A 21,675-nucleotide genomic window follows, 5' to 3' on the forward strand; every position below is an offset into this window, starting at 1 on the left:
CCTTTTCATAGATGATTTGAACAGGTTGTTCCCTTGCAGGTTTTCATTTTGATAATGAATCCGCTTCAAAAAATTCAAATGAACATTAAATGAGCTAAATGACGTTCTAGTTACAGAAAAATGAACTTATTTGAGCATTATTTTCGTCACGATTTTGTAATTAAACCGTCATTGAGGGCTGAGATAGTTCATTTGAAAACAAATGAAAAAGACGGAATAAAAAATGACAATAACGGCACACCGTGGCTTATCCAGTTTGGCTCCAGAAAACACCTTATCGGCAATGCAACGCGCTATTGAGTTTGGCTGTGAATGGATTGAAATTGACGTTCAACTCTGCGCAGACAACATCCCTGTGGTTATCCATGACAAAACCGTAAACCGCTGCACAAATGGTCGCGGTAAAGTGAAAGAGCTGACTTGGCACGAGCTAAGGTTACTTGATGCTGGCTTATGGTTCGGTGATGACTTCGCTGGCGAGCATATCCCGAGCTTAGAAGAGACGCTTGAACTCACCGCAAAGGCTGGCGTGAAGCTCAATATTGAATTGAAGATCTACTCAGGCGATGAAATTGATTTGTTGTGTGAAAAGGTGGCACAGGTAATTGAGCGCTTGGATGTGGATACGGACATGATTCTGTTTTCTAGCTTTAATACGGAAGCTTTGGTGACGATGAGAAACTATCTGCCAGAAGTGAGAAGAGGACAGTTGTGGCAAGAGATTCCTGATGATTTTGCTATCGTGCTACAACACATTGATGCTTACAGCGTGCATTGTGATTACCGTTTCCTGACCGAATCGCAGGCTAAGCAAATCAAGCAGTTTGGCTACCAACTATTTTGTTATACACCGAACTTCCCTCAATTAGTTGAAGCGCATTGGTTGTGGGGTGTGGACATGATGATCACAGACACACCACAGAGTTATAAAGTTGAAGCGACTGTAGTCAGACGAGAAGCAGCATTGAATGAATAACCTCAACGTCCGTCAGCAAAGCATCATTGAACTGGTTCATCAGCAAGAATATTGTGCGATAGAAGAACTTGCTCAGCGCTTCGAAGTCACGACGCAAACCATTCGACGTGACATTAATCAGCTTTGCCAATTAGGACTGACCCGACGCCATCATGGTGGTGTCGGATTGCCTGCTACCTTGAGTAATCGCAGCTATGCTTCTCGCCAAGTTACCAATCAACAAGAAAAGCAGATCATTGCAGATGAAGTGGTCAAAGCCATCCCGAACGGCGCGACTTTGTTTTTGGGTATCGGTACTACCATCGCATTGATTGCAGAGCGTTTAGTCCACCACAGTGAGCTTCGCGTGGTGACGAATAACTTCGAAGCGGCGCACATTCTTTCTCATTTTGAGAACATTGAAACTTGGATTCCGGGTGGGCGTATTCGTACCAATGACCGCGATGTAGTAGATGGTGCGGCGGAGCACTTTTTCGCTCAGTTTTCCGCAGATATTGGCATTATCGGTTGCGCAGGTGTAACCGAAATCGCCGAACTTCATTCCGCGCAGATCAATCTTGGTAGCACTAAAGGTGATACTCATGCTTTTGCGATGGAACATGAGTTGCGAGAAGCCAGAGTGAGCCAAGCGATTTTAGCCAACTCAGAACAAAAGTGGCTGGTGGCGAACCGCAGCAAGTGGCAACGAAGAGCCAATACCAAGGTGGCGCCACTCAGTTATTTTGACCGCGTTTTCAGTAACTAAGCTTTTACTTTCCTTGTTTGTCTAGCCCTTAGGAAAATCCGTTACCTATTCAAGTTGGCATGGTGCTTTCTCATCGCGATTCGCTATGCTTAGATAATTGAAATTAAAGAGGTCATGTCATGTTTGAATCGGATAAAACCAAAGTGAAAAACTTGCTTATTGCAACGCGTTTTGGTGTCTCTGCCTCTGAAATGCCGACCATTATTGGTGTGAAGCAAGATAAAGCGCTCAAACTGATTAACGAGCTCAAACAAGAAGGGGAAGACATTCACTCGTTAGGGGAAGGGAATAACCCACAAGAGTTGGTGCTGTATTCGATTGGTGAAATAGAGCCTTAATTGAGCCAACAAGAAACTCAAAAAAGCCGCCCATCGTGGCGGCTTTTGGGATGGTTCATTCACGCTATTCGTGAATTGGTACAACTAGAATATCAACCGGAGACTTGTTGATCAGATGTCTTGAGTAAGAAATGATCTTGCTCCAGAAGTCTTGATGGTGACCACAAATCAGCAGATCAACTTCTTGTTCTTTGATAGTCACTTCCAGTTTGTCCGCTAAATCACCAGTGCCTACGAAGAAGTGCTTCAATGGTTGCTCCATGTAATCGCTAAAGGACTTCAAGCACTCCATTGAATGTTCATTCAACGGTCTTTGGTCTGGGTTTGCTTTAATATCGACAAGCTCACGATAAATTTCGCCATGAGTACCATCGATATGAATAAAAGAAATCTCGGCACCGAGATAACTCGCCATAGATACCGCTCGGTCAATCAACACAGTACTCTCATCAGACAGTTCCAGTGCGACTAGGATATGTTTGTATTTCATAACCACGCCCTCTTGTGGAATACACTACCAATAGCATAGTACGCCTTTAACAAAAAATGTGTTGATAAGATCCCGAAATCGCTCAAAGTTTTGGCAAATTACGCTTGTTGCAAATGTTTTGGAAACCATGCTTTTAAGTGATTTAAGAACAAAGATAAACGGTAGGGCACATGCTTACGTGTAGGATACATTCCATAAATATTAACCAGCGGGAATTCAGCAACGCCTTTGATTTCAACAAGAGTATTTTGTTTTAGTTCTTTGTGCACAAACAAACTCGGCATCATAGAGATTCCCATGCCATCTACCATGGCGGCGATTAGAGTATGGGTATCGGAAATGACTGCCGCCCATGGTTGGCGATAGGTGATGCTCTTACCTTCTACCTGCAGCACCCAGTTATCACCGTAACGCGAGCGCCCCATGTGTAAGCAATCATGCTGCTCTAACTCTTTGTAGTGATTTGGCTGCCCGTGTTCAAGGATATAGCTTGGTGCTGCGTACAATCCAAAGCTAGAACTGCCTAGTTTCGTTGCAATATAGGAAGAGTCCTGTAAGTCATATGAGAGACGGATAGTTAGGTCAATCTCTTCTTCAATCAGGTTTACGTGGCTATTGGACAACACCAAATCAAAGCGGATGTGCTGATAGGTTTGGCGAAACGCCTTAATCGCTTTCATCAGAAAAGGGCCCATTGCATCTGGGGCTGAAAGTCTGATTAATCCGGTTGGATTCAGTTGGTGGGCGCTAGTTAAAGAGTCTTCTAACTGCTCTATGTTTTCGAGAATCGCACGTGACCCCTCGTAATAGGCTCTGCCTCCTGGGGTCAGTTGCATGCTCCGAGTTGTGCGATTAAGAATTACAAACCCTAACTCGCCTTCCATGGCTGCAATATGTCGCCCGACAATCGCGGGTGTGACACCTAATGCTTTTGCTGCTTTTGCGAAACTGCCTTTCTCTACCACGGTGCAGAGCAGTTGCATGTTTTTGTATTTGTCCATTCGATACTTTTGGTATGTTATGAAGTTACTTTTTACTCAATTGTTTCATTAAAGTATACAAATTATCTTTAACAACACCAAACACAAGTAAGACAAAAGGTGTGTCCTATGAAGATGATTTACCAAGCTATGATTGGCGGGCTTTTGATGAGCTCAACGGTAGCGGCTGAAGCGGTGCAATTTGACCCAACCAAACCAGTGATGATTGAGTTGAAAGATGGTGTTTATCAATACTCGCAGTATTTCTATAACAGCTTAGTTGTTATAACGCCTGAAGGGGTGATTGTGACGGACCCGTCCGGTGAAGCGCGATCCAAGCAAATGATGCAAGAAATTAGCAAGCTAACCAAGCAACCAGTCAAAAAGGTGATTTATTCACACGACCATTTTGACCACTCTCGCGGTGGTCAGATCTTTAAAGAGCAGGGAGCAGAGTTCATCTCTCAAGAAAAGTGTGTTGAGCTTTTAAGTCGAGACTTAGAGAACCGCGTTGTTCAACCAGATCAAACATATGATGACACCATGAGCGTGAGTTTAGGTGGCAAACAAGTCGATTTGCATTACTACGGTCCTAATGATGGGGATTGCATGAGCATCATTCATATGCCGAAAGACAAAGTCCTACTCGCCGTTGATTGGCATTTGCCGGGTATGGTTAATGAACCACACCGTTTGAATACGCATAACTACGTCAGCATTTTGAATACCTTTGAACGTGCGCGGAATGAATTAGCATTTGACACTGTCATTAGTGGTCACATGCCTGTCTCATCAGCCGAAGCATTTGAAGAAGATTATCAATTTAACAAAGCGTTGTTTGATGCGGTTTGGAGTGGTATGCAAGCTGGTAAGACTCCAGAAGAACTCAAGCATTCAGTGAAGCTACCAGAGTTCGAACATTGGGTGGGCTATGAACAAAACCTTCCTGCTCATGTAGAGCGTATGGCTTATTCCATCTGGCATGGTAACTAGGAGGGACAGGAAAATGATGACATTACATACGTTTGATAGCTGTCCTTACTGTACGCGAGTTAAAGCATTAATTGGGTTGAAGAATCTGGATGTTAAGGTCACAGCATTCCCATTGGGAGAGCTCGAACCATCGGTCGCAGCGAAACTAGAAAAGTTTACCGTTCCTATTTTGCAGCTCACTTCTGCTGCGGAAAAGCAAACAGAGCTTATGACGGAGAGTCTCGATATTTTTGCTTTTTTGGACCAACTTCCTAGTTCCCTTAACGTCGAGCCTTATTTTAGTCGCTATACACTATCGACCGTCGTTCAGGATATGTTGGATGATTTGAAGCCACATACTGCCAAGCTGTGTTATCCGCGCATGCCATTGCTTGGGCTCCCTGAACTCAGCACGGAGTCGGCAATGGCATTATTTGTTCACTCTAGAGAAGAGTATTTAGGTGCTTCTTTAGCTGAGTTGCTGAGCAAGACCGAAGATTACTTACCTCAACTGGAGGGCGCACTGCTCAAGATGGTGCCTGAGGTTGATATGATGTCTGTTGTAAACACAACACGAGATCTGACGATTGATGACATCGCGCTGTTTTCGGAGCTGAGAAACCTAACCATGATCGGTGAGCTTTCGCTACCTCAGATAATGCGCGATTATTTAGAGATCATTTCACAGCGAACTCAAGTGGCACTCTTTGCTCCAGTTTATGCTGATCGCACGGTGAGGTAGGGGCATGGAGAAGGCAGGTAATAGGCTTTTGCCACTGATTGTTGTTTTCGCTTTAGTACCACTTGGACCTCTTGCTATTGACGTGTACTTGCCGTCCATTCCTCAGATGATGGATGTGTTTGGTGCTAGCGATGGTGATATGCGCCAAACCATCTCTATCTATATTCTTGCTCTGGGGGCGAGCCAGTTATTAGCTGGACCAATCTCTGACCGATTTGGTCGTCGGTTTTCGGCTGTGCTTGGTACGTTGGTTTACGCGATGGGCAGTATTCTTGTGTCATTGTCACCGAATATGGAAGTACTATATATCGCGAGAGGAATGCAGGGCATTGGGGCTTCCTTTACCATGATCACCGCTATGGCGTGGGTACGAGACAATTACCAAGGTAATGATGCTGGAAGGCTGTTGAGTTACATCGGCGGTGTTACTAATGCGATTCCAACCATCGCGCCATTGATTGGTAGTGGTTTAGCCATGGCTTGGGGATGGGCTGGTGGCTTCTATATGATGGCAGGGTTAGCACTGTTACTTATGGTGTTAGCGACCGTCGGATTTGACAGCCCAAAGCCAGTTAAGGTGTCGGTTGATATCGAGAACACGGTGGCATTGCGTTGCAATATCAAAGACATTCTAAGTAATAAGAACTTCCAGGTGTTTGCATTGGCAAACCTGTTGAGTTTTGGCGGGCTTTTAACTTATGTCTCTGTCGCTCCAGTAGTGGCAATGCAGCAAGGAGGTTTAAGCCAAGTCGAGTTCTCTATGATGTTTGGCTTGATTGGCGGTTCTCAAATCCTATTTAGTGTGATTGCACCTAAAGTGATGAACAGGTTGGGACGTATTGATACGGTATTAACCGGCACGATCATGGTTGCAATGGCAGGAATAGGCTTGGTATTAATGCCCGAAGGTGAAGTTGGTGGATTTTTCCTGATGGCAGGAATGGCGAGCGGCGGATTTAGCTTGTTGGCTGGCGCAGCGACTTCCATGGCGTTGGAACCATTTCAGTATTGTGCTGGTTTAGCTTCTTCCATTGATGGCTTTTTGAGAATGATGGGAGGTGCAGTCCTCGTCGCTATAGCGAGCGCGTTGAATGTGGATGGCACAACTGCGCTGGCAATAGTGTATATGATGTCACTGTTGGCAACCATGGTCTTGATGGTGAGGAAGCGCCAAATCGCTGTAGGTAAAGATCAGGTCTGATAGCTAAGAGCTGGTGTTAATACCAGCTCAATTCAATCTCTAATGGCATGTCACAGCGTATTCTTTCCCCACACATCTCATCGGATGCGTTGAGGTGGACCAGTTTGGCTGAGGAGTATCCTTCTCCTCGGAAGTGGTCTCTTGCCTCACAGAGGCTGGCGAACGTGAGTGGGCTCTTGTGCTCGTTCAAGATCAACGATCTTGTTTGGTTTTCTACGTTGTAAGCGAGGTAGATACCACCCTCAACCGATTCAATCAAAAGATTCATAGCCGTTTCCCATTAGTGTTTTCACTCTTTGGCTATTACGGCGAGCGATGGATTTTAGTTCACTTCTGATGCTCGATCGCTGCCAACAAAAACTCAGTCACTTCTTGCACGTGCTCCTTAATCTCAGCTTGCGTTGGCTTTTCCATTCCCATTAAAACGCTAGAGCGGATCGACAGTAGCATGCCTGTCCAGAGGCGAATCTGTGTTTCTGGTTCCTTAACATCGAAACGATCTTGGAAGAACTGAGTGAGCTTAGCATCGGTATCGTCCGGACCGACTTCGCGGAAGATCGTCGTGATCTCAGGTGCTTTGGCACTTTCTGCAATCAACAAGCGGAAGGTCGCCAAGTGTTCATCAGAAAGGTGGAAAGAAACGAAGTGTCCACCAAATGAGTTCAACGCTTCTCGCAGATCATCCTTTTGTAGATGAGTAATGAAGCCACCATCCATGTTTTCACCTATCTGGCGCAATGTTGCTTCAAATAGCGCTGCTTTAGATGGAAAGTAGCGATACACGGTTTGCTTTGTCATGCCTGCTTGGGCGGAGATTTTATCCATGTTCGCTAATACATATCCCTCGGACAAAAAGTTCTCTTTCGCGGCTTCCAAAATAGCTCGGCGTTTCTTCTCTCGGTTTTGCTCGATCTTGCTCATGCTCAGATTCTCTTGATTTGATAATCATACTATACGGTATGATTTTTGTTGACACAACTCCGAAATTAGAAAATCATACTCACGAGTATGATTTAATTTTTGAGGACAAAGACGATGACGACGGCATTAATGAATAACCTAAACGCCAAAGGCGCACGCTTTGCCGGGGTGATGATCACCTTGGTTGGTGCACTGCTGATGAGCTTAGACCCAATTTTTATTCGCTTCTCGGGCGTGAGTGGTGTGGATACCGCATTTCTATTTGGCTTGTTTACCGCAATTTCGATGCCAATATTTATCCAACTTCGCGATGAGCGCGGTCTGGTTCGAGCGGTGAAAGAGAGCGGCTGGCATGTCTTGTTGTCTGGCTTATTGATGCTCGGCAGTGCTGCTGGTTTGGTGATGAGCATTAAGCTCACCACGGTTGCCAATACCTTTGTGATTCTGAGTGCAGCACCAGCTTTGGCTGCATTGTTTAGCTGGTGGTTTTTGGGTGAAGTGACCCAGCGTTCGACGTGGATTGCGATTGTTGCTGTGATGGTAGGTATTGCGATTGTGGTCTCTGGTTCTTTTAAATCGGGTAACTGGATTGGCGATGGCTTAGCAGTGTTTGCTGTGGTGTGTTTGTCGCTCAACCAGGTGCAATTGCGTAAGCATCAGCACGTAAGCCGCATGGCAAGCGTTGGTTTTGGTGGGCTGTTCTTAGCGATGGCAATGCTGTTTTGGGCAACGCCTTCAACTTACAGCGCGAACACTTGGCTGATTATGGGCTTGATGGGGCTGTTTACTGCGCCGTTTGGGCGTGTGCTTTCACAAGTTGCGACTCGTTACATCACTGCACCTGAAGTAGGCATGATTCTGATGATTGAAACCGTGCTAGCACCACTTTGGGCATTACTCTTCTTTGATGAAATCCCAGCAGTGGCAAGCATTCTTGGTGGTTCAATCATCTTGGTCACTATTACCATTTACGCTTTTTCAGCGATGAAGTCAGAACAAAAATAGAGGTTGATATGAACACAATTCAAACCCCACAACTTGAGTTTATTGGGCAAATTCGTACGCCATATACTGAGGTTTCTCAGTGCCCAAATAACATTCAGCCACAAGATGGACCTGTGTGTGAAATTCAACTTAAATCTCAGTATCACCAAGGTCTTGTAGGACTTGGAGTGGGGCAGAAAATACTGGTTCTGTATTGGCTTTCTGGTGCGAACCGCCAACCTGAAATGATGCAAGGGAAGAAGGGCACCTTTGCTTTACGTTCTCCGCACAGACCAAACCCTATTGGCGCGGCGGTAATACCGATTGAGTCTATCGACGAGGGAGTAATTAAAGTGCGTGGTTTGGACTGCCTGGATGGCACGCCTTTGGTTGATATCAAACCTGCAATTTACTTTGAAGCACAGTCCTAGGTTTTTGCCCTTGTAAGCGAGGGCATCCAAACGAGCTTTCGGTTTGAAAGCGGCTTGTGACAGAAGTCGCTTGCTTTTTATACAAGAAAACCTTTAGACTTTGCCCATCACTTCTTTAGGAGATTACGCCAACATGAACAACTAAACCTGTCATCCAACTCTCATTTTATTTTTTGGATTTACAGGGTTAGTAGGCGTAGCTCACTTTCCGATATTTCTTTGCAGTTACCATTTTTCTGTTTGAAGCGCTTCTATGGGCGCGTGTATTTGCATCGATCTCATCTCTAGATTTATCTCAAGCTACGGCTGTTGTCCCTGTCATACAGGAGGCAAATTATGCCAGTCTTACAGGCTTACAATATCAGTCATCAATTTGGTAATGGCGAAACGCTGTTTCAGCAAATCTCATGTTCTATGACCAAACGTCGTGTTGGGTTAGTTGGGCGCAACGGTGTCGGAAAATCGGTGTTTGCATCGATACTCAGCGGTGAGCAAACCTCAACCAGCGGTACAGTCACCTTACCAAGGTCCTTTGCGGTGTATCGCCAGCAACCATCTCATTTGTTGGCGGGAGAGCTTTCGATTGCCCAATTTTTATCAAAGGACAAAGTGCTAAGCGCGCTCAAGCAGATCGAAATGGGCGATTGCTCAGAGCATTTGTTTGAGGTGGTGGGTGAACAATGGGATTTGCCTATCCAACTTGCTAAGCAGTTAGAAACCATGGGTTTGCCATCACAGCCAGACTTCCCTTGCTCGCAATTGAGTGGCGGACAGTTAGCACGTTTGCAACTGTGGCAGTTGTTCGACAGCGAAGTGGAATTGCTGATCCTTGATGAACCGTCGAACCATCTTGATACACATGCCAAGCAGTGGTTGATTCATTCGATGCGCAATTTCTCAGGAGCGATTCTGCTCATCAGTCATGACAGAGAATTACTTCGCGAGATGGAGGAAATCTGGGAACTGTCCGGACTAGGCTTGCAAGTGTTTGGTGGTAATTACGACGTGTATGCCGAGCAAAAGCGCACCGAACTACAAGCGGTGGAACGCCAGTTAGCCAGTGTCGATAAACAAAAAAAGCAATTAGAAGAACAAGCTCAGCGCAATCGGGAGAAAGCAGAGCAACGAGCGGCTCAAGGTAATAAGCTAAGAAAGGATGGCAGTCAGCCGAAAATCTTACTGGATGCAATGAAAAACAAAGCTACAGCCCGAGCTGCCAGTCGTAATAAAAACGAGCAACTTCGCCAAGCGCATCTGCAAGAGAAAGAGCAAAGTTTGCGAGTGCGTAAAGAGCAAATCAAAGGGCAAAAACTGTATTTGGCAGACAGTCAAAACCGTTCACGAAAAGTTGTGTCGCTTTTAGAAGGCATGTTGCCATTTGGGTCGGCTCAACCCATCACTGCGCAAGTTCATGCGGATGATAAATTGCATTTATTGGGCAAAAACGGATGCGGTAAATCGACCTTACTGAAAACCCTCTTGGGGGAGTTCTCACTGCAAAGTGGTGAGCTACAAATCAATACGCCGCTTTATTATCTCGACCAACACTTTGGTGCGATACAGCCTGAACTCTCCATGTTGGAAAACCTGATGCAACATTGTGAGGGGATGAAAGAGAGCGATGCCAGAACATTACTCGCAGGCATTGGTTTTCGCCGAGACAGTGTATTTCGTTTGGGCAGCGTATTGAGTGGCGGCGAGAAAATGAAGCTTGCGATGCTGATTGTCAGTCATCAACCAACGCAGCCTTTGTTGCTCTTGGATGAGCCAGATAATCACCTCGACTTGGACTCGAAAATCATGCTTGCTCAGGCACTAAGCGCGTATCGAGGCGGCTTTATTCTTATCAGTCACGACCAAGATTTTGCCGCGGAGTCGGGTGTGTCTCGAAGCATTGAACTGAGTTAATGCAAGTCGGTCTATAAACCGAGGTTTGTCTATCTCACGGAGGCAAAGTGAGTCACTTTGTCTCCGTGGATTCACAGCTTTATTCAGACGATTAGAATCATTTCTCTAATATAGGTAAGATGCTTGGTGCATTACATAAAACAAAAACAGAAAAGGAAGTCTATGAAAAAGAAAACCTTAGCGCTGGTGACCGCGTTTGCGATGACGGGCATATTGCCGAGTGCTTATGCCGAAGACTCAACAAAGGAGTTGGTTGAACACGTACACAAAATGGCGGTGAAGTACCCAACGACAAAGAAAGTCGATGTAGTGGACGAGTATTTTGGTACCAAAGTCAGTGACCCATATCGCTGGTTAGAGGACGACCGCAGTAAAGAAACGGCGGATTGGGTCAAAGCGCAGAACCAAGTCACGTTCGATTACTTGGCGCAAATTCCTTATCGTCACCAGATTGAAGAACGCTTAACTCAGTTGATGGATTACGAGAAGTTAGGGCGTCCATTCAAAGAAGGTAAATACACCTATTTCTACAAGAACGACGGTTTGCAAAACCAAGACGTGCTTTACCGCCAACTTGATGATGGCAAGCCTGAGGTTTTTCTCGATCCAAATACCTTTAGCGAAGATGGCACGACCTCGTTGGCGAACGTGAGCTTCACCAAAGATGGTTCTTTAGTCGCTTACAGCATTTCAGAAGGCGGTAGCGACTGGCGCAAAGTGATTGTGCTTGATGCCGAAACCAAAAAGCCTGTCGGTGAGACGCTAGTGGATATTAAGTTCAGCGGCGTAAACTGGCTGGGGAACAAAGGTTTCTACTACTCAAGTTACGACAAGCCAGAAGGCAGCGAGCTTTCGGCAAAAACCGACCAACACAAGCTTTACTATCACGAGCTAGGCACTAAGCAGAGTGAGGACAAGCTTATCTTCGGCGGTACAGAGGAAGAGAAGCACCGATACGTTCGTGGTTACACTTCGGACGACCAACGTTACCTGTTTATTTCGGCAAGCACTTCAACGTCTGGCAATAAACTGTTCTTCAAAGATTTGACCAAGCCAGACAGTCCGCTGCAAACCATTTTGGATGACACCAATTCTGATACTTGGGTGATTGATAGCAAAGGCACCAAGCTGTATTTGGTCACCAACTTAGATGCACCAAATAAACGAGTGGTGACGGTGGATGCGAGCAACCCTGAGCCGAAGAATTGGAAAGATTTAATCCCTGAAACTGACAACGTGCTTAGCCCATCAACCGCGGGCGGTTATCTATTCGCAAGCTACATTGTTGATGCCCTTTCTATGGTCAAACAATACGACATGGACGGCAAGTTCATTCGTGAAATCAAGCTGCCAGACATCGGCAGTGCTTACGGCTTTTGGGGTAAGAAAGAAGACGCTGAAGTCTACTACTCTTTCACCAATTACAAGACACCAAGCACGACCTATCGTTTAGACATCAAAGACGGTGACAGCGAGGTTTACCACAAATCGAACGCACCATTCGATCCGTCACAATTTGAATCTCGCCAGGTGTTCTACAAGTCGAAAGATGGCACCAAGATTCCAATGATCATTACCTACAAAAAAGGCACGCCGATGGACGGCAGTGCGCCAACGATCTTGTATGGTTATGGTGGTTTCAATATCAGCCTGACGCCTTACTTTAGTCCGAGTCGAGCAGCATGGTTGGAAATGGGCGGTATCTACGCTGTCGCGAACATCCGTGGCGGTGGTGAGTACGGCAAAGAGTGGCACAATGCTGGCACCAAATTAGAGAAACAAAACTCGTTTGATGACTTTATTGCTGGAGCTGAGTACCTTATCGATAAAGATTACACCTCATCAGACAAGCTTGCGATTAACGGTGGCTCGAACGGCGGCTTGCTTGTTGGTGCAGTGATGACGCAGCGCCCAGAGCTGTTCAAAGTGGCACTGCCAGCAGTGGGTGTATTGGATATGCTTCGCTACCATACCTTTACGGCAGGAGCGGGCTGGGCTTATGACTACGGTACAGCAGAGCAAAGTAAAGAGATGTTCAATTACCTCAAAGGTTACTCGCCAGTTCATAACGTAAAAGCCGGCGTTAAATACCCGGCAACCATGGTGACAACGGGTGACCACGATGACCGTGTAGTCCCTGCGCACTCGTACAAATTTGCGGCTGAGCTACAGTCTAAACAAGCGGGTACAAACCCAACTTTGATTCGAATCGAAACCAATGCAGGTCACGGTGCAGGCACACCGACTAGTAAGGTTATCGAGAAAACCGCCGATGTTTACAGCTTTACTTTGTTCAATATGGGCGTTGAAAAGCTATAAGCGAGAGGGCGAAATAAACAAAGGGCTTAAGCTCATTCACATTGGAATTAAAACGCAGTCTTCGGGCTGCGTTTTTTTGTTTCTCTCAGCCAAAATAAAAATAAGGTTATAACGCATATAACCATAGGTGATAGAACTTCCTATTATGCTTCCACTTAGTTTTATACAACGTTGAATAGTCCGTCCTTACTTATCCAAAGTTTGTTTACTTACCTGTTCTTTGAAGGGGATTGGATGACGTATGTACACCCAAGTAACCTCATCCTTCGGGAGCGCACTACCTTGAAGTCACTTGGGTATCGTTAGCTTAAGTGGAATAAATATAATATGAAAAATCTTACCAAATTCGTTGTTGTGGGGTCCCTCCTTTCATGTGCAGCAGCTCAGGCTGGAGGCTTGTACTTGTACGAGACTTCTACCACAGATATTGGTTTAGCCTCTGCTGGTATGGCAGCGCGAGCGCATGATGCCTCAGTAATGGCGGCTAACCCCGCAGGTTTATCCAATGTAGCGGGTCAATCTTTCTCTGGTCATCTGATTAGCTTGTATGGTGATGCAACACTAGACACCATCGATGGTGGAGATGCCGGTAATATCATAGGTTACGTGCCTCTTGGCTCAGCCTTCTATAGCCAACAGGTAAACGACAAGTGGACTTTAGGCATTGGTATGTATGGGAATTATGGTCTGGGATTGGAATATGACCAGCTTTTTAACCGTATCGATATTCCTAATGCCATCACTCAAGCCGTAACGGTTCAGCCTTCTGCTTCTTACCGTATCAACGAACAGTGGTCTGTGGGTGCTGCGCTTGGCATTCACTACGGGATTCTTGATATGGATGTAAAAGTGGACGGAACTTCGCTAGCCGGCGGTATTGAAGATACCGATGTCCAAGTGAATGGTCGTGTTGGCGCGCTTTATGAGCTGAACTCGGGCACACGTTTAGGTTTATCTTATTCTAGTGAAGCAGAATTCGACTTCGCAGATAAAGACCTGACAACCAGCGCAGTGTTACCTCAACAGGTAGTATTTAGTGCTTATCATGAGCTAAACGACAAACTTGCCCTTATGGGTAACTTGAACTGGCAAGATTGGAGCGCGTACGACACCTTGATGGGAGTGGAAACACAAGATACTTATCAAGTCGCGATTGGATCCCAATACAAGATCAACAGTAAGGTGACATGGAATGCGGGTTTTGCGTTTGATACGAGTATGTACGCAGATCAGTCAAACGGTGACCTTACGATTCCTGCTGGTAAATCTTATCGTTTAGGTACTGGTTTTGATTACAAGATTGATGAAGCAAGCTCGGTATCTGTAGCATTTGAAGCAATGCTAATTGATTCATCTGAAATCAAATTGGCGGGCATTCCCGTTGCGAACTTTGATGACCCAGCGTTGTATTTCCTAAGTGTCGGTTACAACTGGAAAAACCAATAAATCAGTTTAAAACAACGGTAAGCAGGTGTTCGCTTACCGTTGTTTTATTGTTATTGATTGTTCTCGAGTTTCTCGCGGTATTGTTCTTGTAGAATGTACATGCGTTTTACGTCACGGTAGCTGCCGTTGATAAAGAACTCTTGCACCAAATGCCCCTCTTCAATAAAGCCGCACTTTTGATATAGGTGAACGGCTTTTTCGTTGTCTAAAGCAACCAAAAGATAGATTTTGTGCAGGTTAAGAATCGAGAACGAATAATCCAAAGCTCGATTGATGACCTCTTCCGCGTAGCCACGTCCTTGATGGTCTGGTGCGATGATGATTTGAAATTCTGCACTACGGTGAATGTAATTAATCTCTATTAACTCTACCAGACCAATTAATACACCATGTTCATCTTCTACGACAAAGCGGCGCTCAGCATCATCGTGAATGTGCTTGCGGTAAAGTTCCTCTAATTCATCATGGGATTCGTACGGCTCTTCAAACCAATACGTCATAATATTGCGGTTGTTGTTGAGGTCGTGAATAAAGCGCAGGTCTGAACGTTCTAAAGCACGAATAGTGAGACCATTTTTCATCGTTTATCTCCAGAGAGCAAAAGCATAATCAAAGGTAATTATGATTCCTCCATCTTAGCTCATTAGGGGGAAATCTCCCCTTTACTTCTCTGAGTTTAAGACGGTAAAAGCGATCTTCGTCATACCCTTACAATCCCTTTAAATATAAGGACTTTGGTAATAATAAAAGTTAATCATAACGACAAAAAACCTGATTAGTTTAAGGGTGCGATTTCAGATTAAATACCGCCAACGACTTAAGGTCATAATCTACATACACAAGGTATTAAATATGTTTTCAATCGGTGACGTAGTAGTAGCTACTAAAGGTATCGAGCTAGGCGAAATGGTTGTTACAGGTCTAAGCAGCGGCGGTTTTTACGCGCACGTTAAAGCTGGCGAAAAAACGCTAACTTACCCAGCTAAAGATCTTAAGAAAGCATAATTTAATTTGCTGACTTGCGAAAAAGGTAGCTCACGAGCTGCCTTTTTTTGTGCCTACAATTCCTTCCTAAATTCCTACTTTATTTCCCTCTGATTTATTTTTATTCAATTTTGATTCATTGTGGTTATACCCAAGTAACCTCGAGATGCTAGGTTCAGCGAGAATGACTTGGTTTGTAGACGCGGCGGCGATTTAAAGATCTAGTCATTCTAAATCAAGAATCGGCAACAAAGTATACAAGCCAAGGCAGCTCGCCCTTTGGGAGCGTGTCATTGACCCGATTGCTGCGTCAAACAACTTGGAAAGAGCTAGCTATTACACTGCGTTGTTTTCCTTACTCTCGAATCAATGACAGCGCTCTGAATCCTGCATCTTGAAGTCACTTGGGTATATATACCATTTTTGACTCATATCAATAAAAGCTTTGGTTTTAAGTTGTTGTTTTTATGTTGTATTTTTTACTTATCTCCACAAGTGTCTGTTTTTATAAACTTTAGATGTTAAATTAGTTGCTCATCTAAATATTCGATTAATATCAATTCCTTTTTCCCATTTTTAAATATTTGGGCATTTCAATAACTTTCGCCTTAACTGATTTAGGGGAACAGTTATGAATAAAAAGAAAATAGCACTAGGGATCGTGGGAGTTGGTTTGGTGGCTTACTTCGGTACCGTTTACATGGTGAACCAAGACGATAAAAAGGTAGCTCAACAGAATCTGACGCAATTTAGCTCGTTAGATCAATCTACGTTGGATTACCAAGCAATGAAAGTACTGGCAGACAAAGGCTGCGGTTACTGCCATACACCAAATAGCGAAATGCCTTTCTACTCAGAAATGCCAGTCGCGAAACAGATAATGGAAGCGGACGTCAAAGTCGCGATGCGCCACTTTGATATGACCAATTTGTTTGATGACGTGAAGCAAAGTGACCCAGTGTCTGAGGTTGCGCTTGCTCGACTTGAGAAAGTGCTTTACGACGATTCCATGCCGCCAGCGATTTACCTGACCATGCACTGGTCAGCAAGCATGTCAAAAGATGAAAAGCACACGCTGTTAAAGTGGATTCGCGAAAAACGATCAGAGCGTCATGCGCAATCGCCTGTATCTGAAGAGCGTAAAGGCAAAGTCCTACAGCCAATTTACACCACGTTTGAAACTGATGCAGATAAAGCTGAGTTGGGTAAGGTGCTTTATCATGACACGCGATTGTCAGGAGACAATAGTGTCTCATGTGCGTCATGCCATAGCCTTGATACGGGCGGCGTGGACCGACTAGTAACCTCTGTCGGCATTCATGGTCAAGTCGGCGGTATTAACGCGCCAACGGTTTTCAATGCCGTGTACAACAAACTGCAATTCTGGGATGGTCGTGCTGCAGATCTGCAAGATCAGGCTGGTGGTCCTCCATTTAACCCAATTGAAATGGGCTCTGTGGATTGGGATGAAATTGTCGACAAGTTAAGCCAAGACCCAGAAATGGTCGCGATGTTCAAAAAGGTTTATTCAGGTGACATCAATGGCAACAACATTACGGACGCGATTGCCGAGTTTGAGAAAACGCTTACCACACCAAACAGCCGTTTCGACCAGTATTTGATGGGTAATACGGATGCACTGGACTCACATGAGAAATATGGTTTGATGTTGTTCAAGAAATACGACTGCCAAACCTGTCACGCAGGTGAAGCCATGGGTGGTGAAACGTTTGAAACCATGGGTATGAAAGCCGATTACTTCGCAGACCGTGGCACAGAAATGACCGATGCAGATCTTGGTCGCTACAACTTCACTGGCAATAAAGAAGATAAGCATAAGTTCAAAGTGCCAACGTTACGCAACATTGAACTGACGCCGCCATACTTCCATGATGGTCATGCGGATACGTTAAACAAAGCCATCTACGACATGGGTAAGTATCAAGTCGGTGTGGAGATGTCAGAACAAGAAGTTGACGCCATCAAAGCCTTCCTCAAAACCTTGACGGGTGACTATGAAGGCCGCCCATTGAGTTAAGCTTAAGCAATATGCCAAAGCGAATCTTTGATAAAAGATAGCTCCCACACTTAAGACCACCTTGAACTGAGGTGGTCTTTTTTATGCTCCGAACTCAACCAAATCAGCACTTTAGTGATTGGTTTGTCGACTCTTCTAGATGATAATGACGCCTTAATTTCATCCATATAAAAAGAACGAAAAATATTATGAAAGTGATAGTTAAGAACGCACAAAAACAACACGCTCAAGGCATTACCGAAGTGTTGAACCCAATTATCGAAGAGGGCTTATATACGATTCTCGATACCACCTTTACGACAGAGGAGGAAGAAAGCTTTATTGAGAGCTTTCCTGAAATGGGCGTATTTAATGTGGCATTGAACCCAATCGATGAGAGTGAAGAAGAGGGCAATGTGCTGGGTTTCCAAAACGTAGAGCCTTTCGCGAGTTATACCAAGGCGTTTGCGCACGTTGGTATTATCGGTACCTTCGTTGATGCAAAATATCGTCGCCAAGGTGTGGCTTCGGCTCTGTTTACCGCTACCTTTGCTGATGCGAAATCGAAAGGTTATGAAAAGCTGTTTGCGTATGTGAGAGAAGACAACCCTAACGCACTTGCCACGTATCTAAAACATGGTTTTGAAGTAGTTGGTACGGCAAAGAAGCACGCCAAGATTAACGGTCAGTATATCAATGAAGTTCTGATTGAGAAGTTTCTCTAACGCTTAGAAGGAAAGCAAGATGCACAATATGCATAAGTCAGCAGGTATCATCATTAAAAACGGCGCACTTCTGGTGTTACGTTCAAAAGGCAAAGACACCTTCTACGCGCCAGGTGGCAAACTTGATAGTGGCGAAACTTCAGAGCAAGCATTATGTCGCGAGCTACATGAAGAAGTGGGGATTAAGGTAACGGAAGAGAACTTGGTATTGTTTGGGCGATTTGAAGCACCAGCGCACGATAAAGACGGCATTACTTTGGTCATGGATGTGTTCTTCGTTAGCGATTACTCGGGCGAGGTGGTTGCCAGTAACGAAATCGAAGAGTGCCAATGGATAGATTCTTCAAACGTGGATGACATCGCGATAAGCACGATTTTTCGCAATAACGTATTCCCTCAGTTGGTGGAACAAGGACTGGTGAAATAGCGCATCCTTGAGTCACTGATAGAAAGCAACACGCCCGTAATGTGAGAGCATTACGGGCGTTGTCTTTCGAGCTTTGTTCTAATCGCTATTCAGATAATCGATTTGAATCAGCCATTGTTTGGCAGAGCTGTCAAACTTGCCTCCAAGTAAAGATTCCAATAATGGTTTTGCTTGTCGGTACTGATGCAATTCAAAATGAGCAATTGCTTTAAGCAGTTGCCACCTCTGGTTCTCTGGTTGCTGCTTAATTTGTTGCTTTATGGGCTACAGTGCCAGTCGAGCAACTTAATGATTTTTACCAAGCAAATTCGCTGAAGGTTGAGTTGAAAGGCGATGCACCAAAAGTTGAAAAGGTAGACGTGTCTTTGCGAGGTTTTAAAACCATGTATCAGACCTTGATACCAAGCTGTAAGTAAATACATAGATAGGCGTATCGAAGTGAACGATATGCCTATCTCGCGAGTCTTCAACCTTACTGTCCTAACTTCTCCGCATACTCTGTTAGGATTTGTTTATACACTTCCACTGGTTGTGCGCCTGTCACAGCACTTTCCATATTGAACACCACTGTTGGTACTGAGCTCACGCCAAGTTGATGCCATTGGCTTTCTTGATACTCGATAGAGTCAGCATTACTTGCATCGTCTAGGGTGGCGATGCCCATATTTGCATCTAAACCAATGTCAGTCAGAATCGCTGCCAGTGTGCTTCGGTCAGAGACATCTTTGCGTTGACCAAAGAACGCAGTAAACAGAGCTAACTTCAATTCAGTTTGCTTACCAAATTGCTCCGCCCATTGCAGCAGTACGTGTGCATCTCGCGTATTGACCATCTTCATGTCATCAAAGTAGTCAAAGTCGAATCCCACTTCTTTACCCAGATTAGTCAGGTTATCGCGTGCACGAACGCTGTCTTCCGGCGTTGTTCCGTATTTATTCGCTAGGTGTTGGCGTAGGTTTTCTCCTTCTGCTGGCATGTTTGGGTTCAATTCGAACGGTTGCCATTCCAACTCAATTTTGTCTTCCAATCCTAGCTCTTGAATTGCTTGTTCTAAGCGTTTGTAGCCGATGATGCACCAAGGGCAAACCACATCCGACACTACGTCGATTTTGATTACTGATTCCATAAAACAGACCTTACTTTTTCGAGTTATAAAATGGATATGGAGACCAAGAGTGTGAATTCAACCAGTTACCTTTTAGTAACCTGATGCTTTTCTCATCGCATTTTATCTTTCAGCGTATCTTTTTCTACAATTCATGTTGACCTGTCTATAACTCTACAGTTTAAGATGCTTTCATCAGCGCTGAGGAAAATTACATGTATCGGATATCGGAACTGGCAGAGATGCTGGGTTTGTCTCGCACCACATTGCTCTATTACGAGAAGATTGAGCTCATCAAAGGGCAACGGTTAAGCAACGGCTACCGCGCGTATAGCGATGCGGATCTACAACGCTTGCGTTTGATCCAGCAATTGCAAAGCGGCGGACTGACGCTCAAGGAGTGTAAAGCCTGTCTGGAAGCTAAAGTAGATCGCCAATTGATGCTAGAAAGGCTCAGGCTCCTCGATGAAGAGATTGAGCAAAAGCAGAAATCACGTCAGCTTTTGGCGGCGCTGCTGGGCGAAACACCGTTAACCGATTGGCATGAATCGTTGGATGAAGTTGCACCGGATGCGCACTTGAAATGGCTTATGACGCAAGGTTTTAGCGAGAAAGAAGCCCTTCACTTACGTTGGTTATCAAAAGATATGAACACTCATGAAGATTACATGGCGGACTTCTTCCGCGTATATGAAGCCTTGGAATTTTGGGGCCCGGGAGCAGAGCAAGACACCTTGAAGGCATTGAGTATGCTACCTACGCAACCTGATGAAATTCTGGAAATCGGCTGTGGACAAGGTATCGCGACTCGCACGCTGGCTCAACACGCACATGTTACTGCTGTTGATAATGACGAACCATCGTTGCAGCGCCTGAAAGGCAAAGCCCAAACTCTCGGTTTAAGGGACAAGATCACAACAGTGTGTGCCAGCATGACAGAGCTCCCGTTTGCAGAAGGCTCGGCCGATGTCATTTGGGCAGAAGGCAGTGCATACATCATGGGCGTGGAGAACGCATTCAAAGCATGGCGTCCATTGCTTAAAGAAGGTGGTATTTTAGTGCTGAGCGATTTGGTTTGGAACACCGAGACTCCAAGTGAAGATACGGTGGCGTCCTGGAAGAAAGAGTACCCAGATGTGGGCAGTGTCGAGAAGCGAATTAAGCAAGCAAATGCAGCGGGATACCATGCGCTAGAGACGTTCCCAATTAGCCAACAGGCATGGGATAACTACTACGTTCCTTTAGATGAGCGTGTGCAAAGTTTGAAAGCTGAGATGCTGGAATCGCAAGCATTAAAAGACATACAAGTTGAATTAGATATCGTTAAACGCCGTCGTAACGAAGTGGCGTATCAGATGTATATCTTACAAAAATATTGATAGAAAAATGAACGAAACAACAAATCAAAACACACAAAAAACAAACTACACATTTTCTCCTTACGAGAGAGTAATGAGCAGCGAGATGATCGCTTTATTTACTCAAACCTTTTCTGATTCTGAAGGCGAAGTAGAAGGCAAAACCATCGGCTCGCTCGTCGGTGACTTACTGACAACAACCCCAGAACAGGAGCTAAAAGGCTTTGTGGCTAAACAAGGTGAACGTTTAATTGCAGGTGTGTTGTTTACGCCACTACGCTTTGAGAGTGGTGAAGTAGGTTATCTGTTATCACCAATGGCAACTCTGACAGAATGTCAAGGAAAAGGCGTAGGACAAGCCTTGATCAACTTTGGTCTGGAACACTTAAAACAGCAAGGCATTGAGTTGGTATTTACCTACGGCGATCCTAACTTCTATTCGCGCGTTGGGTTCCAACAAGTCTCCGAGGAGCAGTTCAAAGCGCCACATGCCTTGAGCTTTCCACATGGTTGGTTGGCACAATCATTTACAGGTGAGTTGACGTCAACTCAAGGCACATCTTCTTGCGTGCAAGGTTTGGATAGTCCTGCGTATTGGTAGGATTG

Annotated in this window: 23 protein-coding genes; 17 read left to right on the forward strand and 6 right to left on the reverse strand. The window is 45.0% G+C overall.

Translation table 11 applies throughout. The annotated features are described in order from the left end of the window. Positions 1-223 precede the first annotated feature (223 nt). From ABMY42_RS19485 to ABMY42_RS19495, 3 genes are all read left to right on the forward strand, one after another. Entirely contained in the window at positions 224-976 is a 753-nt protein-coding gene (locus ABMY42_RS19485; RefSeq protein ID WP_239213723.1) for a glycerophosphoryl diester phosphodiesterase, read from the forward strand. Beyond that, the gene (locus ABMY42_RS19490) at positions 969-1,721 is read left to right on the forward strand and encodes a DeoR/GlpR family DNA-binding transcription regulator (RefSeq protein WP_061066617.1); all 753 of its coding nucleotides are present in this window, start codon (positions 969-971) and stop codon (positions 1,719-1,721) included. The genes ABMY42_RS19485 and ABMY42_RS19490 overlap by 8 nt, the downstream gene beginning before the upstream one ends. Before the next feature lie 119 nt (positions 1,722-1,840). Continuing rightward, the gene (locus ABMY42_RS19495; protein ID WP_009703435.1) at positions 1,841-2,059 is read left to right on the forward strand and encodes a hypothetical protein; all 219 of its coding nucleotides are present in this window, start codon (positions 1,841-1,843) and stop codon (positions 2,057-2,059) included. A gap of 64 nt (positions 2,060-2,123) precedes the next feature. Here the strand turns inward: ABMY42_RS19495 and ABMY42_RS19500 are convergent, their stop codons facing one another. Both ABMY42_RS19500 and ABMY42_RS19505 read right to left on the reverse strand, forming a co-directional pair. Continuing rightward, positions 2,124-2,549 (reverse strand): universal stress protein, encoded by a 426-nt coding sequence (locus ABMY42_RS19500; protein ID WP_005439056.1) that lies wholly within the window; start codon positions 2,547-2,549, stop codon positions 2,124-2,126. Positions 2,550-2,647: 98 nt separating this feature from the next. Further along, positions 2,648-3,550, reverse strand: a complete 903-nt coding sequence (locus ABMY42_RS19505; RefSeq protein ID WP_239213725.1) for a LysR family transcriptional regulator — start codon at positions 3,548-3,550, stop codon at positions 2,648-2,650. Positions 3,551-3,658: 108 nt separating this feature from the next. Here ABMY42_RS19505 and ABMY42_RS19510 point away from each other — a divergent pair, with 108 nt between their 5' ends. Genes ABMY42_RS19510 through ABMY42_RS19520 form a run of 3 tightly spaced genes read left to right on the forward strand, consistent with a single transcriptional unit; the run spans position 3,659 to position 6,444 of the window. Further along, on the forward strand, positions 3,659-4,522 hold the full coding sequence (locus ABMY42_RS19510; protein WP_349266677.1) for an MBL fold metallo-hydrolase: 864 nt from the start codon (positions 3,659-3,661) through the stop codon (positions 4,520-4,522). Between the two features lie 13 nt (positions 4,523-4,535). Further along, positions 4,536-5,243: a glutathione S-transferase N-terminal domain-containing protein gene (locus tag ABMY42_RS19515; protein WP_349266678.1), complete on the forward strand. Its 708-nt coding sequence runs from the start codon at positions 4,536-4,538 to the stop codon at positions 5,241-5,243. Between the two features lie 4 nt (positions 5,244-5,247). Continuing rightward, on the forward strand, positions 5,248-6,444 hold the full coding sequence (locus tag ABMY42_RS19520; protein WP_349266679.1) for a multidrug effflux MFS transporter: 1,197 nt from the start codon (positions 5,248-5,250) through the stop codon (positions 6,442-6,444). Between the two features lie 16 nt (positions 6,445-6,460). On the opposite strand, the gene ABMY42_RS19525 is transcribed toward ABMY42_RS19520, so the two are convergent. Beyond that, entirely contained in the window at positions 6,461-6,712 is a 252-nt protein-coding gene (locus ABMY42_RS19525) for a DUF6482 family protein (RefSeq protein ID WP_005452623.1), read from the reverse strand. A 59-nt stretch (positions 6,713-6,771) separates the two neighbouring features. Further along, positions 6,772-7,365, reverse strand: coding sequence for a TetR/AcrR family transcriptional regulator (locus tag ABMY42_RS19530; RefSeq protein WP_349266680.1), 594 nt, complete (start codon positions 7,363-7,365; stop codon positions 6,772-6,774). A gap of 114 nt (positions 7,366-7,479) precedes the next feature. Between ABMY42_RS19530 and ABMY42_RS19535 the strand changes: the two genes are divergently transcribed. From ABMY42_RS19535 to ABMY42_RS19555, 5 genes are all read left to right on the forward strand, one after another. Beyond that, the gene (locus ABMY42_RS19535; RefSeq protein WP_349266681.1) at positions 7,480-8,370 is read left to right on the forward strand and encodes a DMT family transporter; all 891 of its coding nucleotides are present in this window, start codon (positions 7,480-7,482) and stop codon (positions 8,368-8,370) included. 8 nt (positions 8,371-8,378) lie between these two features. Further along, on the forward strand, positions 8,379-8,780 hold the full coding sequence (locus ABMY42_RS19540) for an SAM-dependent methyltransferase (protein ID WP_349266682.1): 402 nt from the start codon (positions 8,379-8,381) through the stop codon (positions 8,778-8,780). Positions 8,781-9,116: 336 nt separating this feature from the next. After that, on the forward strand, positions 9,117-10,688 hold the full coding sequence (locus tag ABMY42_RS19545; protein ID WP_272760002.1) for an ATP-binding cassette domain-containing protein: 1,572 nt from the start codon (positions 9,117-9,119) through the stop codon (positions 10,686-10,688). 162 nt (positions 10,689-10,850) lie between these two features. Continuing rightward, a complete protein-coding gene (locus ABMY42_RS19550) occupies positions 10,851-13,007 on the forward strand; it encodes a prolyl oligopeptidase family serine peptidase (RefSeq protein WP_274877210.1) in 2,157 nt (718 codons plus the stop codon). Between the two features lie 327 nt (positions 13,008-13,334). After that, a complete protein-coding gene (locus ABMY42_RS19555; protein ID WP_009697082.1) occupies positions 13,335-14,453 on the forward strand; it encodes an outer membrane protein transport protein in 1,119 nt (372 codons plus the stop codon). A 50-nt stretch (positions 14,454-14,503) separates the two neighbouring features. On the opposite strand, the gene speG is transcribed toward ABMY42_RS19555, so the two are convergent. Next, positions 14,504-15,034, reverse strand: a complete 531-nt coding sequence (gene speG, locus ABMY42_RS19560; RefSeq protein ID WP_005452602.1) for a spermidine N1-acetyltransferase — start codon at positions 15,032-15,034, stop codon at positions 14,504-14,506. A 271-nt stretch (positions 15,035-15,305) separates the two neighbouring features. Here speG and ABMY42_RS19565 point away from each other — a divergent pair, with 271 nt between their 5' ends. From ABMY42_RS19565 to ABMY42_RS19580, 4 genes are all read left to right on the forward strand, one after another. Further along, the gene (locus tag ABMY42_RS19565) at positions 15,306-15,458 is read left to right on the forward strand and encodes a hypothetical protein (protein WP_005452601.1); all 153 of its coding nucleotides are present in this window, start codon (positions 15,306-15,308) and stop codon (positions 15,456-15,458) included. Between the two features lie 610 nt (positions 15,459-16,068). Continuing rightward, complete coding sequence (locus tag ABMY42_RS19570) at positions 16,069-17,475, forward strand: cytochrome-c peroxidase (protein ID WP_005452598.1); 1,407 nt, start codon at positions 16,069-16,071, stop codon at positions 17,473-17,475. A 188-nt stretch (positions 17,476-17,663) separates the two neighbouring features. Then, positions 17,664-18,179, forward strand: coding sequence for a GNAT family N-acetyltransferase (locus ABMY42_RS19575; protein WP_009697085.1), 516 nt, complete (start codon positions 17,664-17,666; stop codon positions 18,177-18,179). Between the two features lie 28 nt (positions 18,180-18,207). After that, positions 18,208-18,606: an NUDIX domain-containing protein gene (locus ABMY42_RS19580; RefSeq protein WP_045486787.1), complete on the forward strand. Its 399-nt coding sequence runs from the start codon at positions 18,208-18,210 to the stop codon at positions 18,604-18,606. 472 nt (positions 18,607-19,078) lie between these two features. Here the strand turns inward: ABMY42_RS19580 and ABMY42_RS19585 are convergent, their stop codons facing one another. Beyond that, positions 19,079-19,732, reverse strand: a complete 654-nt coding sequence (locus ABMY42_RS19585) for a DsbA family oxidoreductase (protein WP_005452585.1) — start codon at positions 19,730-19,732, stop codon at positions 19,079-19,081. Positions 19,733-19,926: 194 nt separating this feature from the next. Between ABMY42_RS19585 and ABMY42_RS19590 the strand changes: the two genes are divergently transcribed. Both ABMY42_RS19590 and ABMY42_RS19595 read left to right on the forward strand, forming a co-directional pair. Next, complete coding sequence (locus ABMY42_RS19590) at positions 19,927-21,090, forward strand: MerR family transcriptional regulator (RefSeq protein ID WP_349266683.1); 1,164 nt, start codon at positions 19,927-19,929, stop codon at positions 21,088-21,090. A 7-nt stretch (positions 21,091-21,097) separates the two neighbouring features. Next, a complete protein-coding gene (locus ABMY42_RS19595) occupies positions 21,098-21,670 on the forward strand; it encodes an N-acetyltransferase (RefSeq protein WP_349266684.1) in 573 nt (190 codons plus the stop codon). Positions 21,671-21,675 lie beyond the last annotated feature (5 nt).

This window comes from Vibrio sp. SSH13-20, from assembly GCF_040104475.1.
Taxonomy (GTDB): Bacteria; Pseudomonadota; Gammaproteobacteria; order Enterobacterales; family Vibrionaceae; genus Vibrio; species Vibrio harveyi.

What these genes read in the sequence shown, in the direction of transcription:
- ABMY42_RS19565 (WP_005452601.1), top strand. Translation starts at nt 15,306, where the DNA reads ATGTTTTCAATCGGTGACGTAGTAGTAGCTACTAAAGGTATCGAGCTA.
- ABMY42_RS19505 (WP_239213725.1), bottom strand. Translation starts at nt 3,550, where the DNA reads ATGGACAAATACAAAAACATGCAACTGCTCTGCACCGTGGTAGAGAAA.
- ABMY42_RS19555 (WP_009697082.1), top strand. Translation starts at nt 13,335, where the DNA reads ATGAAAAATCTTACCAAATTCGTTGTTGTGGGGTCCCTCCTTTCATGT.
- ABMY42_RS19595 (WP_349266684.1), top strand. Translation starts at nt 21,098, where the DNA reads ATGAACGAAACAACAAATCAAAACACACAAAAAACAAACTACACATTT.
- ABMY42_RS19550 (WP_274877210.1), top strand. Translation starts at nt 10,851, where the DNA reads ATGAAAAAGAAAACCTTAGCGCTGGTGACCGCGTTTGCGATGACGGGC.
- ABMY42_RS19570 (WP_005452598.1), top strand. Translation starts at nt 16,069, where the DNA reads ATGAATAAAAAGAAAATAGCACTAGGGATCGTGGGAGTTGGTTTGGTG.
- ABMY42_RS19520 (WP_349266679.1), top strand. Translation starts at nt 5,248, where the DNA reads ATGGAGAAGGCAGGTAATAGGCTTTTGCCACTGATTGTTGTTTTCGCT.
- ABMY42_RS19575 (WP_009697085.1), top strand. Translation starts at nt 17,664, where the DNA reads ATGAAAGTGATAGTTAAGAACGCACAAAAACAACACGCTCAAGGCATT.
- ABMY42_RS19515 (WP_349266678.1), top strand. Translation starts at nt 4,536, where the DNA reads ATGATGACATTACATACGTTTGATAGCTGTCCTTACTGTACGCGAGTT.
- ABMY42_RS19535 (WP_349266681.1), top strand. Translation starts at nt 7,480, where the DNA reads ATGACGACGGCATTAATGAATAACCTAAACGCCAAAGGCGCACGCTTT.
- ABMY42_RS19580 (WP_045486787.1), top strand. Translation starts at nt 18,208, where the DNA reads ATGCATAAGTCAGCAGGTATCATCATTAAAAACGGCGCACTTCTGGTG.
- ABMY42_RS19485 (WP_239213723.1), top strand. Translation starts at nt 224, where the DNA reads ATGACAATAACGGCACACCGTGGCTTATCCAGTTTGGCTCCAGAAAAC.
- ABMY42_RS19500 (WP_005439056.1), bottom strand. Translation starts at nt 2,549, where the DNA reads ATGAAATACAAACATATCCTAGTCGCACTGGAACTGTCTGATGAGAGT.
- speG (WP_005452602.1), bottom strand. Translation starts at nt 15,034, where the DNA reads ATGAAAAATGGTCTCACTATTCGTGCTTTAGAACGTTCAGACCTGCGC.
- ABMY42_RS19490 (WP_061066617.1), top strand. Translation starts at nt 969, where the DNA reads ATGAATAACCTCAACGTCCGTCAGCAAAGCATCATTGAACTGGTTCAT.
- ABMY42_RS19525 (WP_005452623.1), bottom strand. Translation starts at nt 6,712, where the DNA reads ATGAATCTTTTGATTGAATCGGTTGAGGGTGGTATCTACCTCGCTTAC.
- ABMY42_RS19495 (WP_009703435.1), top strand. Translation starts at nt 1,841, where the DNA reads ATGTTTGAATCGGATAAAACCAAAGTGAAAAACTTGCTTATTGCAACG.
- ABMY42_RS19545 (WP_272760002.1), top strand. Translation starts at nt 9,117, where the DNA reads ATGCCAGTCTTACAGGCTTACAATATCAGTCATCAATTTGGTAATGGC.
- ABMY42_RS19585 (WP_005452585.1), bottom strand. Translation starts at nt 19,732, where the DNA reads ATGGAATCAGTAATCAAAATCGACGTAGTGTCGGATGTGGTTTGCCCT.
- ABMY42_RS19530 (WP_349266680.1), bottom strand. Translation starts at nt 7,365, where the DNA reads ATGAGCAAGATCGAGCAAAACCGAGAGAAGAAACGCCGAGCTATTTTG.
- ABMY42_RS19510 (WP_349266677.1), top strand. Translation starts at nt 3,659, where the DNA reads ATGAAGATGATTTACCAAGCTATGATTGGCGGGCTTTTGATGAGCTCA.
- ABMY42_RS19540 (WP_349266682.1), top strand. Translation starts at nt 8,379, where the DNA reads ATGAACACAATTCAAACCCCACAACTTGAGTTTATTGGGCAAATTCGT.
- ABMY42_RS19590 (WP_349266683.1), top strand. Translation starts at nt 19,927, where the DNA reads ATGTATCGGATATCGGAACTGGCAGAGATGCTGGGTTTGTCTCGCACC.